The organism is Kocuria sp. cx-455, assembly GCF_057707085.1.
Genome location: NZ_JBYIPM010000002.1, coordinates 323245 through 337138 on the forward strand (window position 1 = coordinate 323245; position 13894 = coordinate 337138).

The 13894-nt window shown below is 65.9% G+C and carries 12 protein-coding genes; 2 read left to right on the forward strand and 10 right to left on the reverse strand.

Annotation, left to right across the window (positions count from 1 at the left end):
• Nucleotides 1–8: 8 nt before the first annotated feature.
• Nucleotides 9–647, reverse strand: coding sequence for a hypothetical protein (locus AC3ENJ_RS05300; RefSeq protein WP_431813327.1), 639 nt, complete (start codon nt 645–647; stop codon nt 9–11).
• A gap of 67 nt (nt 648–714) precedes the next feature.
• The gene (locus AC3ENJ_RS05305) at nt 715–939 is read right to left on the reverse strand and encodes a DUF3263 domain-containing protein (RefSeq protein WP_223841980.1); all 225 of its coding nucleotides are present in this window, start codon (nt 937–939) and stop codon (nt 715–717) included.
• A 66-nt stretch (nt 940–1005) separates the two neighbouring features.
• Between AC3ENJ_RS05305 and AC3ENJ_RS05310 the strand changes: the two genes are divergently transcribed.
• The gene (locus AC3ENJ_RS05310; protein WP_190781821.1) at nt 1006–1689 is read left to right on the forward strand and encodes a uracil-DNA glycosylase; all 684 of its coding nucleotides are present in this window, start codon (nt 1006–1008) and stop codon (nt 1687–1689) included.
• A 19-nt stretch (nt 1690–1708) separates the two neighbouring features.
• Nucleotides 1709–2563 carry a siderophore-interacting protein gene (locus AC3ENJ_RS05315; RefSeq protein WP_190807371.1) on the forward strand — a complete coding sequence of 285 codons (855 nt, stop codon included), beginning with the start codon at nt 1709–1711 and terminating at the stop codon, nt 2561–2563.
• Between the two features lie 3 nt (nt 2564–2566).
• On the opposite strand, the gene AC3ENJ_RS05320 is transcribed toward AC3ENJ_RS05315, so the two are convergent.
• The 8 genes from AC3ENJ_RS05320 to AC3ENJ_RS05355 form a co-directional block, all read right to left on the reverse strand.
• Nucleotides 2567–4579, reverse strand: a complete 2013-nt coding sequence (locus AC3ENJ_RS05320) for a threonine/serine exporter family protein (protein ID WP_431813328.1) — start codon at nt 4577–4579, stop codon at nt 2567–2569.
• Nucleotides 4580–4664: 85 nt separating this feature from the next.
• On the reverse strand, nt 4665–5747 hold the full coding sequence (locus AC3ENJ_RS05325) for a lipid II:glycine glycyltransferase FemX (RefSeq protein ID WP_431813329.1): 1083 nt from the start codon (nt 5745–5747) through the stop codon (nt 4665–4667).
• Nucleotides 5748–5838: 91 nt separating this feature from the next.
• Nucleotides 5839–7731 (reverse strand): FMN-binding glutamate synthase family protein, encoded by a 1893-nt coding sequence (locus AC3ENJ_RS05330; protein ID WP_431813330.1) that lies wholly within the window; start codon nt 7729–7731, stop codon nt 5839–5841.
• 121 nt (nt 7732–7852) lie between these two features.
• Nucleotides 7853–8134, reverse strand: coding sequence for an HPr family phosphocarrier protein (locus AC3ENJ_RS05335; protein WP_190781826.1), 282 nt, complete (start codon nt 8132–8134; stop codon nt 7853–7855).
• A 107-nt stretch (nt 8135–8241) separates the two neighbouring features.
• Entirely contained in the window at nt 8242–9972 is a 1731-nt protein-coding gene (ptsP, locus tag AC3ENJ_RS05340) for a phosphoenolpyruvate--protein phosphotransferase (RefSeq protein WP_431813331.1), read from the reverse strand.
• Nucleotides 9973–9985: 13 nt separating this feature from the next.
• Nucleotides 9986–12082, reverse strand: a complete 2097-nt coding sequence (locus AC3ENJ_RS05345) for a PTS fructose transporter subunit IIABC (protein ID WP_431813332.1) — start codon at nt 12080–12082, stop codon at nt 9986–9988.
• A 48-nt stretch (nt 12083–12130) separates the two neighbouring features.
• Nucleotides 12131–13096 carry a 1-phosphofructokinase family hexose kinase gene (locus tag AC3ENJ_RS05350; protein WP_190807365.1) on the reverse strand — a complete coding sequence of 322 codons (966 nt, stop codon included), beginning with the start codon at nt 13094–13096 and terminating at the stop codon, nt 12131–12133.
• Nucleotides 13093–13884 (reverse strand): DeoR/GlpR family DNA-binding transcription regulator, encoded by a 792-nt coding sequence (locus AC3ENJ_RS05355; protein WP_431813333.1) that lies wholly within the window; start codon nt 13882–13884, stop codon nt 13093–13095. Before AC3ENJ_RS05355 ends, AC3ENJ_RS05350 begins: the two co-directional genes overlap by 4 nt.
• Nucleotides 13885–13894: the final 10 nt, after the last annotated feature.

Below are 13894 nucleotides of genomic sequence, written 5' to 3' on the forward strand. Positions count from 1 at the left end.
GTCACCGGTCAATTGCTCGGCGTAACTGCCGCCACCGTTGCGGGTTCCTGCCCGGTGCCCTCACGACCCCCGGCTTGCCCACCCGGGACGTTGCCCGACTGGGCGCCGGCCCCCGGTACGGTGTCCCCGGTCGAACCGGGTTCTTCCCGCGTGCCCGATTCGTCCCCCGCGCCGTCGCCGGTATCCGGTACGAAAAATTGTTCCGCGGGAGCATCCGGTTGGGACGGGACCTCGGGAGGCGCGGCGGGGACCTCTAACACCGGCGGCGCGGCGGGCACTTCCGGCGCTGCGGGCTGTTCCGGACCGGGCTGGACCCCGGTGTTCGGAGCAACGGGCGCTACAGGGGCCGCCGGTGTTGCCGGCTGTTCCGGTGGCGCCGTGGGGCTCTGGGACGGAGTGGGTTCGGTGGTGCTGGTCGTGATGTTGCCCGAGGGCGCAGGAGAGTTCTCCACTCCGTCCTGGGCTGTGCGTGGTGCGTTCACGAACGCGACCGCTCCGACGGCGAGCGCCAGAATTCCCGCTCCGACAATGGCGAGGAATCCTTTACGGGAACCGGTGCGCGCCCGCGGGTTGTGACCCCGGTGGGCACCTTGACGCATTCCGTCCTCGGGAACGTCGTCGAATTCGTCACGGGGGTATTCACTCATTGTCCATACTTCCGGTCAGCCACGATTTGCCTCTACTATCCCACGGCCGCGGGTGTTGTCCCACCCGTCAACGCTGCCTGGCCCGGCGTAATCGAGAAATGAGTATGGGCGCGAACCGGGCGGCGTCGTCACGGTCGATCAGCGCGTTGAGACGCTGGTAGTAATTGACGGGGCTGAGCCCCAGCCGTTGCCGAATGGCCGACTCTTTGGCCCCCCGATATTTCCAGTGTTCGGCTTCGAGCTGCAGGATGGCCTGGTCCAGTGCATTGAGCCCGTTGTCCGGTTCAGCCATGAGAGCCACCATAACCGGTAATCTCGTACCCGTTATCCGCACCCGCCCTTGATCGGAGACCAGCTCATGTCAGAACCTCGTCCCTTGCACGAGATCATGAGTGATGACTGGGCCCGGGCGTTGCAGCCCGTGGAGTCCACCATTCGTGAGATGGGGGAATTCCTGCGAGCCGAGCATGCTGCCGGACATCGCACCTTCCCGAGTGGGGACAACATCTTTCGCGCCTTTCACGAACCGATGTCCCGGGTAAAGGTCTTGATCGTGGGGCAGGATCCGTACCCGACCCCGGGACATGCCATGGGGCTCTCCTTCTCGGTGCAACCGCAGGTTCGTCCCATCCCCAGGTCCCTGCAGAACATTTACAAGGAGCTGAGCACCGATCTGGGGATCACCCCGCCGGAGCACGGCGACCTCTCGTCGTGGTCCGAGCAGGGGGTCATGCTCTTGAACAGGGCCCTGACCGTGCGCGAGGGTGCTCCCGCATCCCACCGTGGCAAGGGGTGGGAAACCGTCACGGAATGCGCGATCAAGGCCCTGGCCCAACGAGAAACCCCCTTGGTCGGAATTTTGTGGGGCCGCGACGCCCGCGACACCAAACAGTGGTTGGCAGGGGCGCCCACGGTCGAATCAGTGCACCCCTCCCCGCTGTCCGCGGCGCGGGGATTCTTCGGTTCGCGCCCGTTTTCCCGAACCAACGAGCTTCTCGAGAAGCAGGGTGCGCAACCCGTCAACTGGACGATCGCCCAATAGGATCACCTAGGCTGGGAAGATGGAGAAGACCACTGCGCGCAAGCCACGGAAACCACAGCTCAACCTGGAGGTGACCGGGCGCCGGGAGTTGTCCCCGGGCATGGTCCGCGTGGTGTGTAGGATCACCAATCACGAGGATTACCAGGACATCGCTCCCCCGGAGAAGTACGTCAAACTGGTGTTCTTCTCCGACGCCACGCTGGCCGAGATTGCCGCCGGGGAATTCCCCGATTACTGGAGCCTGCGCGATGGCGCCGCACCCGAGGACCTCCCGGTCACCCGGCATATGACGCTGCGCCGGTACGACGCCGCCGCCGGCGCCGTGTGGATCGACGTCGCCCTGCACGGCACGGAGGGGCATGCGGGGCCGTGGGCCGCAACGGCCAAGCCCGGCGACCGGCTCGTGGCCGTGGGGCCGGGTGGAAAATGGGTACCGGAACCGGATGCCTCCTGGACGCTGCTGGCCGGGGACGAGGCTGCGATCCCCGCAGTGCTCGCCAATGTGGAATCCCTCCCCGACACAGCGAAGGGATTGGCGATTCTCGAGGTGCAGGATCCCGCGCACCGCCACGATCTCAGCGACATCAGCGTGCCGGAGGGCGTGGGGATCCAGTGGGTCTACCGTTCAAGCCATCAGCAGGATGAACGCGCCCTCGTATCGGCCGTGTCCACAGCTCCGTGGCCCGAGGACCTGTCCGGCGTTCAAGTCTTCGTGCACGGCGAGCGCGAGGCCATGAAAGAGGTTCGCAAGGAGTTGTTCGACCGCCGCAACCTGGACCGCTCTCAGGTATCGCTGTCCGGGTACTGGGCCGCGGGCCGTACGGAGGACCTGTTCCAGGCCGAGAAGAAGCTCCCCGTGGGGAAGATTCTCTAGCCCTCAGCGGCGCCGGTTCCGCCGGTGCGAGAAGATCTGCATGCGCTCCAGGAACGGGCGCATCAGGTAGTTTCCGAGCACCACACCCGATGCCATCATGACAATCGATGCCATGGCGTTGATCAACCCGGTAAAGCCGGTGCCCGCGGTGTCCGCCTCTACGGTTATTGCGTACATTCCGCGGAAAATGGACAACCCCGGCAGCAAGTAGGTCATCGCGGGGATGGCCAGAATGGTCTGCGGAATCCGTGAACGAGCGGCCAGCAAAGCGGCAACGCAGCCGGTGGTCACCGCGCCGAGGCCGGTGTCCAGACGCGCGCCCATTCCGTACTCGCCCCCCACATGAAACACCAACAACCCTGCCAGGGCGGCAAGAACCGCCGGGAGGATGTGCCGTGGTTTGGCCTGCATGGTCACGGCAACCAGTGCCGTGGAGATGAGCATGAAGACCGTATTGGTCACCGCATCCGGGGAGGTGAACGATGATTGCGACACATCGATGCGTGGCACGCCCAGGTAGCCGGCCACCGCGATACCCACGGCAATCCCGGCGATAATTCCCAGGAACGCCAATGACGTGGACAGCAAGCGGCCCACCGCGGTCACGGGGAAACCATTGATGGCGTCCTGCATGGTCGAGACCATGCGGGTGGTGGGCAGCAGCATGATGATGCCGCCCGCGATAACCCTGGGTGGTGACAGATCCACGCCCAGGGCGGAAATTCCCATGGCCGCCAGCGTCACGATCAATGCGTTCGCGGCCAGGGCGAAGAACTCGGGAATACGCCAGGCACCGAGTTTCGCGGACACCACTTGAACGAGCACCGAGGAAATCGACGCCACCAGGGCACCGGCAGCCCCGCCGCCGATCGCCATGGTGATGGTAGCGGCCGCGACCACGGTGGCCAGCCACACGGTCCACTTGGGATACGGCTTGGGTTTGGAATTGATGTCCGACAGTTGCCGCTCGGCTTCCTTGAGCGGCATGGTCCCCTCAATGATGCGTGTCACCAGTTGGTGCGAATTGGCCAGACCCGCGTAGTTGTCCGTCCACGAACGCACCACACGCATGACCGTGTGACTGTAGGTGTTGGGGTCGTCCAGGACATCCTGGCTGGTCCGGGGTCCGCCGACCTGTCCCGTGCCCCCCGTGTTGCGACCGTCCGCGGTCAGCTTTCCCGTCTCGGTGATTTCGGCGACGTAGTTGATGGTCACCGACTGGTTGGTGATGTCGACCTCAAGATTTTCCACCCCGTAGGTCGCGCAGACGGCAATGATCGCGTTCTCCACGTCCAGGGCGTCGGCACCGTAGTGGAACATGGTCTCGGCCAGCCGCAGCGCGAAATTCAAGGTGCGTCGAGCCTGCCGGTCGCTGCTGTCCCCGAACCGTCTGAGGTTGTGGAACGGCGTAGCCGTGAGTCTGTCCACCACGCGCATGGGTGCGGTCGGGGCGGCGTCGCCCCGAATGATGGACCGCAATTTCTCCTTGGAGGACTGCACGGCCCGTGTTCGGGTCGAGGGGTAGGTGCCCCGCAGCACCGTGGTGGTCGCGGGGGCCGGCTCGTGGGGCACGCCCGATGTCTCTGGCCGCTCCACGGCGGTGGTTTGCCCGGACCCACGGCGAGAAATCTGGGTGACGGGCTTGGTGGCGGCGGCAGCTTGCGTACGCGGTGTCGCCCGGGCCTTGTCCGCCTCGATCTGGCTGGGAGTGAGGACCGGCAGCGCACCGACATGGGCGGACATCGCCCCGTCCTGTGCGGCAGTGGATTGGTGGGGCGAGACCGCCGACTGCAACTCGGTCGCGAGCCGAGCGCGGGTTTGCGCCTGGGCGGCCTGGGTCTCCGTGGGTCTGACCGATGCGGCCGGGAATCCATGCATGGTGACCGGGCGTGCCGCACTGGTCAAGGACGTGTCACCACCGGGTCCGAACGGTTCCCCGTCCTGGAAATCGAGGCCCGCGGCGGCCCCCGACGCCGGGTACCCGTGATGGGAAAGCTCCCGAAGTTGTTCGGTCACGCTCACAGTCGTTGGACCTCCCTGACCCCGCGGGTACTGCTAGTGATGTCTTACGGTGTACGGACGAGTTTCAAGCGGTCCCGGATCAGTAGAACGGCTGCCCGGTGCGGCGTACCCACAGCTGTCGCTGTACCTTCTCACCGATGTTGGCCCACACCGCATACTTGGCCTTGTTGAGGGGCTGATCCCACACTCCTACGTAGTCCACGACCGTCTTGGTGAAGCTCGTCTTGAACAGACCGAGACCGTAGTAATGGTGATCCTTGTTCTTGAGCTGATCGCTGGGCGGGGTGCCGCAGAAGTCATACTGTTCGATGCCGTACTCGTCCTTGAGGTCCAGAACGGCCTGCCATTGCACCAGGTGGGAATCGCCGTACTGCTTGCGGCGCGGTTTAGAACCGCCGTCCTTGTACGTGCCCTTGGAGCCGTACGCGATCACGTACGCCCCCACGGCGGGCTCGTTGTCCTCGTAGGTGAAGTACAGCCGCCCCTGGCCCCGTTCGGCAAAATTGGTCCAGAACGCGCGGTAGTACTCATAGGAACGCAGCGTGACCTTGGCGTGTCCCTGACCCACGGAGTCCATGAGCACGTACATGGCGCGCATGTTCTCTTCGGTGAGCTCCACACGCTCCACCTCACACCCCTCGCGGGTGGCGCGGCGCACGGCGTTACGCCCACGCGAGTGCAGGGATTTGAGCAGCGCTTTCTCGTCCGGGGTGGTGTCAAGGACCGCGGTGGAATCATTGGGCTGGATCTCGAAGGACTTCACGAGCCCGCAGCGAGCGAGCAGGCCGCTCGCGTAGTCGGAGGCCAGGATCTCCGGTTCGTACTTGATGGCGAACACGCCCTTGGCGGCGCCCGCCACGAACTTCTTGTTGGCCTCGACGATTGCGGGCATGTCGTCAATGGATTCCACATCCGGGCCCTTGATCATGTACCAGATCTTGCCCAGTGCCGGGACGATCTTCTCGAGGGCCAGATTGTAGCTGGGCTGAGAACCGTCCGTGGCTTCGTAGACCACGTAGCGCGGCGCCCACCCGTGGTCCTTCTTGACCTCCGCGAAAGCCCGCGACTGCAACAAGTTGCCGCCGGAGGGATTGGCCGTGACGTGGGAGTCCCACCCGCGGATTTCTTCATCGGTGGCAAAGCGTGCCGTGAATTCTCGCAAGGCTCTCTCAATCCTGGTTCTGTGACTGATGACGCAGCACCGGAGGCGACGCCGCAGTCAGCGACGCCGCCTCCGAGTGGCTGACAGGACTCTAGTCTACGTCCGGGCTGACGCTGTCCTCGTCCCCGGGATCCACGTGGTCCTCTCGTGTACCGGGGTCCTGCACCGTGTGCTGGGCACCGGACACCGTGCCGGGCTGTCCCTCGGGGCGGTTGGTCGCGCCCGCATTGCTCCGCCCCGTGCCCTGAGCCGCCGCCCGCGTTGGTGCGGCGGCCCGGCCGCGCGCGGTGGCCGAGACGGAACCCTGGTTCGCGCCGGCCATGGCCATATCGCGGCCCGCCGCGGCTTCGCCCCGGCCCGTGAATTCGGTGCGGTCGTTGTACACGTATTTGCCCGGATGCCCGGCGGTGAAACGATCCGGGCTGGCGTAATCCCAGTCCTCGCCCCAGCCACCTTCCACGCCCTCGAACAGTTCACCGCGTCCGAGCCAGCGATACAGCGATTCGTAGGAGATGCTCTCCGTCGCGGTGATCCGACGGCGCAGCATCTCGCGGGTCATCTGCTCCGGGCGCTCACAGCCCATGGTGGCGATGATCTGCCCGGTCTCTTCAACGGTCAGGCGGTGGTAGCGCTCCACCCGGTCACCCTTGGAATCGACGTCCAAGGCCTGGTACAGCCGCGGATCCTGAGTCGCCACGCCCACGGGGCACTTGTTCGTGTGACATTTCTGAGCCTGGATGCAACCGACGGCCATCATCATGGCGCGGGCGCTCATGCAGAAGTCCGCGCCCTGAATGATGTGACGCACAATGTCGTGTCCGGAGATGACCTTCCCCGCGGCGCCGATCTTGATCCGGTCGCGCAGACCGGAACCGACCAGGGCGTTGTGCAGCAGGATGACACCCTCGGTCAGCGGTGTACCCACGTGATCCTGGTACTCGAGAGGGGCGGCGCCGGTGCCGCCCTCGGAACCATCGACAATAATGAAGTCCGGGGTGGTCTTCTCCTCGATCATGGCCTTGCAGATGGCCAGGATCTCCACGCGTGAACCGATGCACAGCTTGAAGCCGATGGGCTTTCCGTTGGACAGCTCACGCAGCTGCGCAATGAAGCGCACCAGCTCACGGGGTGTGGTGAAGGCGGAGTGGCTGGCCGGGGAAATACAGGTCTCCCCCTCGGGTACCCCGCGAGCTTCGGCAATCTCCGCGGTGACCTTGGTACCGGGCAGCACGCCGCCCAGGCCCGGCTTGGCACCCTGGGACAGCTTGATGGTAACGGCCTTGACCTGTTCCGTGTTGGACTTCTCCCGGAACTTCTCCGGGTCGAAGTGGCCGTCCGCGGTGCGAGCGCCGAAGTACCCGGAGCCGAATTCCCAGATGAGGTCGGCGCCGTATTGCAGGTGATACTTGGTGAGCCCGCCTTCACCGGTTTCCTGCGCAAAACCTCCCTGCGCAGCGCCCTTGTTCATGGCGAGCACCGCGTTCTTGGACAGCGATCCGAAGCTCATGGAGGAAATGTTGAGCAGTGACGCGTCGTAGGGCTGTGTGCAGTCCGGACCACCCAAGCGCACGCGGTGCTCCACTTCGGGAGCGGCCTTGGGCGCAATGGACTGGACGAAATATTCGTAACCGGGCTGATTGACATTGAGTTCCGTGCCGAAGGCCTTGTCGCCCTTGAAACCCTTGGCGCGCGAGTAGATCAGCGAGCGCTGATCGCGGTTGAACGGTTTGCCGTCCCAGTTGCGCTCAATGAAGTACTGCTGGATTTCGGGACGGATCTCCTCCAGGAAGAACCGCGCACGCCCAAGCACCGGAAAATTCCGCAGGATCGCGTGCCGCCGTTGGGTGGCGTCACGGATCCCCACGAGCAGCAGCAGGATGAAAATCACGGCGGGGATCCACCATCCCCAGGGGCCGAACACCGCGGCCGTCACGGTGACGAGCACCGCCACGACGAGGGCAGCCAAAATGAGAATTCGCACCATGGCATCACCGTACTCCCGAATCGGACCGTGCGGGCGGTGTGACCGCCTGCACGACAGGTCGGGCCCTGCAATGCGCAGTGCCCGACTTGTTACGGCGTGGGTGATCTACTGACCGAAAATACTATTCCGCATCGTGATCGGTCTCGATGATGGAGACCAGGTGATCGAGGGCCTCGTCGGCGCCGTCGCCGTCCGCAGCGAGAATCACCTTGTCCCCGTGGGACGCTCCCAGGGACATCAAGGACAGCACCGAAGCGGCGTCCATGCCGTCCTCGACGTCCTCTCCCTCGGAGCGGATGGTGATTTCCAGGTTCTCGTACTCACCGGCGGCCTCCGCGAAAATCGCGGCCGGCCGTGCGTGCAGCCCCACTCGTGAGGCCACGGTTGCCGTGCGTTCTGCCATTGCAACTCCTCATTGTCGGCGCTCGTCCGGGCAGGCCCCGGGCAAGACGTGGTTTTCATTGTGTTCGGTTTGTCCGCAGATGTCTCCGCGCACACCTCATGGTTGCCTCAGAGTCCCAGTTCTTCCAGGACGGGCAATTGGGCACGAACCGCGTCGCGTGCTTCGCGGGCGCTCGCCGCGTGCAACGCGGTGTGCGCCACGACGCGAGCACGCTCGAGATCCACACGGGCCAGCACCGCGGCCACGGCCGCCAGCGAGCGCGGGCTCATGGACAGGGTGTCCACACCCAGACCAACCAGAACCACGGCCAGCGCCGGGTCCGCGGCGGCTTCACCGCATACGCCCACGTTCTTGTGGACACCCGATTCCGACGACGCCGCCCGCGCGCCCGCCGCGGTGCGCTCGATCATGCGCAACACGGCCGGCTGCCACGGCGAGTTGAGCTCCGCCAACGAACCGAGCATGCGGTCCGCGGCCATCGTGTACTGGGTGAGGTCATTGGTGCCCAGGGACACGAAGTCCACCCGGTCCAGGATCTGCTCGGCCGTGATCGCGGCAGCCGGGGTCTCGACCATCACACCGGAGACCTCCAACCCCGCCGCGTGGACGAGCTGGGCGAAATGCGCCGACTCCCCCGCCGTGGAAATCATGGGCGCCATGACCCACACGGTGGCCTCGGTCTGCTGCGCGGCGGCCGCAATGGCTTGCAACTGTCGTTCCAGCACACCGGGGGTGGTCCAGTCCGTGCGGTAGCCGCGCACACCCAACGCGGGGTTGGGCTCGGTGGTGTCCGTGAGGAACGGCAGGGGCTTGTCCGCCCCGGCGTCCAAGGTGCGCACCACGATCTTGGCCGACCCGAAGGCCCGGAAAATTTCCACGTAGGCCTCGGTCTGCTCCTGGACGGTGGGCTCGGCGTCCCGGCCCAGGAAACAGAACTCGGTGCGTAACAACCCCACACCCTGGGCTCCGGCGGCCGCGGCCGCCCGAGCGTCGTCGGCGGTTCCCACGTTGGCGAGCAGCGGGACGTCGGTGCCGTCCGCGAGCGCGCCGTGGCCGTCGAAGCTCGCCAACTGCTCCGACACCCTGTGCCACGCGGCGACCGCTTGCTCGTGCTCGGTTCCCGGATGGGACACGATCGATCCGGCCGATCCGTCCACGAACACGGGGGTGCCGGGCTCGATGTCGGTCACACCGGTGGCCGCGACCACGGCGGGCAGGCCCAGGTTGCGAGCCAGGATCGCGGTGTGTGACTGCGGTCCGCCCGATGACGTGACCAGTGCGACCACCGTCTCCGGATCGAGCACGGCGGTGTCTGCCGGGGCGAGGTCCTCCGCAGCCAGTACGAAAGGTTCGGTGCGTTGTGGCACCCCCGGGGCAGGCATTCCTCGCAGTTCGGCCACGATGCGGGCGCGCACGTCCTCGATGTCCGCCGCGCGCTCGGCCATGTATCCGCCCATGGCACGCATCTGGTCCGCGTACCCGGATGCGGCGTCCCACAGGGCGCGTTCCGGGCTCAGGGACTGATTGCGCACCAGCTTCGCGGCGTTCTTGATGAGGGCTTTGTCCCCCGCCATGAGCGCGGTGGCCTTGAGGACCTCCGCGGCGGCGTCGGAACGGGCCCGCTCGGCGCGTTGCTGCAACTCGGTTTTCACCGACGCCGCGGCCTGGCTCAGACGCTCGACGGCGCTCTCGGGGTCTCCCTCGAGCGGCTCTCCCTCCGGGGGCGCCGCGATGGGCGGGGCCATGGGGATCAGTGGCGCGATCACGCGGCCGGGGCTGACGCCCACGCCCGTGTAGCGCAGCTGCGCGGTGCTGATTTCGGACGGTGAGTAATCCATGTCGTTCACACCTTTATGCGTTGACAGGAGCTGGTTCGGAAACGGTGGCCTCGGCAACGCGCTTGCGCGCGTTACCGATGTGCTTGAACGCGATCACGGTAACAGCAGTGACCACGGTGCCCACCAGGATGGCGGCAATGAATCCGAGGAAGTTACCAATGACCAGGAAGACCCAGATGCCACCGTGCGGCGCAGCGGACGTCACCCCGAAGGCCATGGTCATCGCGCCGGTGACCACCCCACCCAGCATGGATGCGGGCAGGACACGCAACGGATCGGCCGCGGCGAACGGAATGGCGCCCTCGGAGATGAAGGACGCTCCCAGCAGCCACGAGGCCTTGCCGTTCTCGCGCTCCTGTTCCGTGAAGTACTTGCGACCGAGCACCGTGGAAGCCAGCGCCAGACCCAACGGGGGCACCATGCCCGCCGCCATCACAGTCGCCATGATTTCCTGCGGAGCGGTATTGGCAACGGTTGCGGCTCCCAGGCCGGCTGCGGCGAACGAATAGGCCACCTTGTTGATGGGCCCACCCAGGTCGGAGCACATCATCAGCCCGAGCACCGCGCCCAGAGCAATCGCGGAGGCGCCCGTCATTCCGGTCAGCAGGGACGTCAGCCACTCCATGAACAGAGCGATGGGCCCACCGATGAGGAAGAACATGAGGCCACCGGCGAACAGCGTGGCCAACAGCGGGATGATCACCACGGGCATGAGCGAGCCCAGCCAGCGCGGCAACCTGGGCAACGTGAGCCAGTAGGCGCACAGGCCCGCCAGCAAGCCGCCCGCGATTCCGCCGATGAAACCGGCGCCCATGAAGTTCGCGACCAGACCCACGGTGAAGCCCGGAGCGATACCGGGGCGGTCGGCCAGCCCGTAGGCGATGTACGCCGCCAGTGCCGGGACCAGCAAACTCATGGACAGGTTGCCGATCTTGAACAGCACCGCCGCAATGTACATCCCCAGCGAGACGTCACCCAGATTCCCCAGCGAGGAGGTCGTGAGAATCGTGTCCGCTTGTTGAGCCACCGCAATGGGGTCACCAATGATGAACGAGAGGGCCATGAGCAGACCACCCGCTGCCACGAACGGGATCATGTAGCTGACACCGGTCATCACGGCCTTACGGATGCGAGTGCCCCACCCTTCAGCGGCATCCGAGGTCTGACTTGCGCTCGCCTGATCGCCGCTGACGCGCTTGGCATCGGGATTGTCCGCGGCGGCCAACGCCTCGTCAATCATTTCCCGGGGCTCATCGATACCGCGTTTGACCGCCGAGGCGATGTAGGGCAGCCCCGCGAACCGGGAGCGCTCGCGCACGTCCACGTCGGTCGCGAAGATGACGGCTTCCGCGTTGCGGATCACGGACGGGTCCAACCGAGCGGCGCCCCCCGAACCCTGGGTCTCGACCTGCAGCTCCACACCCATCTCGTCCGCGGTGTTCTTGAGCGAATCGGCCGCCATGTAGGTGTGAGCGATACCGGTAGGGCACGCAGTGACCGCCACGAGTCTGCGGGGACCACCCGCGCCGGCCCCCCGCGAGGCAGCGTCCGGAGAGGCATTGCCCTGCGCTACGGCGTTGGGCCCGGCCACCGCGGTAGCGGCAGCGGTGGAACCCGCCACTGCACCGTCCGCCGTGGGAGCGGCGTCGGCGGGTGCGCCCAGGCCCAGGGCGTCGTCCACGAGCTCGACCACGCGCTCGGGCGTTTCGGCTTCGCGCAGCGAGGCCACGAACGGCTTCTTCATGAGCGAGCGCGCCAACTTGGACAGCAGTTTCAGGTGGGCCTGATCGGCGCCGGCGGGCGCTGCAATGAAGAACAGGATGTCCGCGGGCCCATCCTTGGCGCCGAAGTCGACGGGCGGGTGCAGCCGCGCCATGACCAGGGTGGCCTGCGTGACGGCCTCGGAACGGCAGTGCGGAATGCCGATGCCACCCGGGATGCCGGTGGCGTTCTTGGCCTCTCGTGCCAGGGCATCGGCAGCCAGCGCGTCCGCATTCTCGGCCCGGCCTTCGCTGTGAACCGTGTTCGCGAGTACGCGAATCACGTCTTCCGAGGTGTTACCCAGGTCTTGGTCCAGCAAGACCAACCCGGGGTTGATGAGATCCGACATAGCTGCTCCTTGAGGTGTGCGCGGTGTGCGTGGACGGGCCGGCCGGCCCTAGGTCAGTTGCAAGGCCGTCACGGTCACGGCGTGCGGTGTGGTGTGCTCAAGTGATGGCATTTCGGTACCGGGCAGAGCTGCCGCCGCGGATCCGTGTGCCACTGCCTGGCGGAGGCAGTGCTGCGGCGATTCCCCCCGCACATGGGCGATGAGGTAACCGGTCAGCGCGCTGTCTCCCGCACCCACCGTTGATTTCACGGCCACGGGTCGGTGCACCGCGTGCCAGGCGCCGTCCCGTGTCACCAGGACCGCCCCGTTGCCCCCCAGGGTGCACAACACGGCGCGCACTCCCCGTTCGATCAGGGCGTGCGCTGCCGACGCCGCCGCGGCCGGGTCCGCTTCGAGAACGTCACCGTCCGTCCGGCCCAGCAGTTCAGCCAGTTCCTCGCCGTTGGGCTTGACGATGTCCGGCAGGGCGTCCGCGGTTTCGGACACCGCTTCGGCCATCGGGCGCCCGGACGTGTCCACTGCGATTCGCGGTGCTGCACTACCCAGGCCCGCACGCACGCGGTTGATGATCTCCGCGTAGATGTTGGGAGCGGGTCCGGGCGGGATCGATCCGGCCAGTACCAGCCACTGGGCTCCGGCACCGCGGGCGATCAACTGGTCAATGATGCGGTCCACGGTGCTGGAATCCAGCTCGGGGCCGGGCTCGTTGATCTTGGTCGTGGTGCCGTCCGGTTCGGTCACGGTGATGTTGGACCGCAACGGCGCGCCTATCGAGACCGCCTCATAGCGCACACCCGCCTGATCCAACCCGGTCAACAGCGGGTCGGTGCTGTCACCGGGAACCACGGCCAGGGTCGGTTCCCCGCTGAGCTCCAATGCTCGGGAGATGTTCACCCCCTTGCCTCCGGGATCCTGGCGGGTCCCCACGGCGCGTTGCACCTGACCGCGCCGCAACGGCGCGTCCAGCTCAACGGCGCGATCGATTGACGGGTTGAGTGTCACGGTGATGATCACGCGACAATCACCTCCACATTGGCTTCTTCGAGCGCGCGGGAGAGTTCGAATCCCGGGGCTCGATCGGTGATAAGAGTGTCTATTTCAGGCAGGGAACAGAACTTCATGAGGGTTTCCCTGTCCTGTTTGCTGTGGTCGCAGACGGCCACGACCCGTCGAGCGCCCCGCACGATGGCCGTCTTCACCACGGCTTCAATGGGGTCCGGGGTGGAAAGTCCGAATTGGGCGTGGATACCGTTGCACCCCACGACAGCGATATCCGGGCGCAGTTGTTCGTAGTGCTGGCTGGCTCGCGCGCCGGTGGCCGCCCACGTCAGTTTGCGAATCCGCCCACCCACCAGCTCCAACCCGATACCGTCCGTGTCAGCGAGCTTGGCCGCGATGTGCAAGGCGTGGGTGATGATCAGCCGTTCCTGACCGCCCGCCAACCCGTTGTCCCGGCTCAGCAGGAGGTCGGCCACCATCTCCACGGTGGATCCGGCGTCCAGCACCACCGCGCCGGCACCCGAATCGTCCAACACGTCGAGGGTGGCCGCCGCGATCCTCCGTTTCTCCGCGGCGTTAATGCGCTGGCGCGAATCAATCCCCTGTTCACCACTGGTGGACTGATCCGCGGACACGGCACCCCCGTGCACGCGTCGCAACTTTCCGGTCTTTTCGAGCACCGCAAGATCGCGCCGCACGGTTTCCATGGTCACCGAGAATCGTTTGGCCAACTCCGCTCCGTTGACACGACGGGACTGGGCCACGAGACGGGCGATCTCTTCTTGACGTTCCTCAGCGAACATTTTCACCTCA

What these genes read in the sequence shown, in the direction of transcription:
- AC3ENJ_RS05305 (WP_223841980.1), bottom strand. Translation starts at nt 939, where the DNA reads ATGGCTGAACCGGACAACGGGCTCAATGCACTGGACCAGGCCATCCTG.
- AC3ENJ_RS05330 (WP_431813330.1), bottom strand. Translation starts at nt 7,731, where the DNA reads ATGGTGCGAATTCTCATTTTGGCTGCCCTCGTCGTGGCGGTGCTCGTC.
- AC3ENJ_RS05315 (WP_190807371.1), top strand. Translation starts at nt 1,709, where the DNA reads ATGGAGAAGACCACTGCGCGCAAGCCACGGAAACCACAGCTCAACCTG.
- ptsP (WP_431813331.1), bottom strand. Translation starts at nt 9,972, where the DNA reads ATGGATTACTCACCGTCCGAAATCAGCACCGCGCAGCTGCGCTACACG.
- AC3ENJ_RS05335 (WP_190781826.1), bottom strand. Translation starts at nt 8,134, where the DNA reads ATGGCAGAACGCACGGCAACCGTGGCCTCACGAGTGGGGCTGCACGCA.
- AC3ENJ_RS05310 (WP_190781821.1), top strand. Translation starts at nt 1,006, where the DNA reads ATGTCAGAACCTCGTCCCTTGCACGAGATCATGAGTGATGACTGGGCC.
- AC3ENJ_RS05300 (WP_431813327.1), bottom strand. Translation starts at nt 647, where the DNA reads ATGAGTGAATACCCCCGTGACGAATTCGACGACGTTCCCGAGGACGGA.
- AC3ENJ_RS05345 (WP_431813332.1), bottom strand. Translation starts at nt 12,082, where the DNA reads ATGTCGGATCTCATCAACCCCGGGTTGGTCTTGCTGGACCAAGACCTG.
- AC3ENJ_RS05355 (WP_431813333.1), bottom strand. Translation starts at nt 13,884, where the DNA reads ATGTTCGCTGAGGAACGTCAAGAAGAGATCGCCCGTCTCGTGGCCCAG.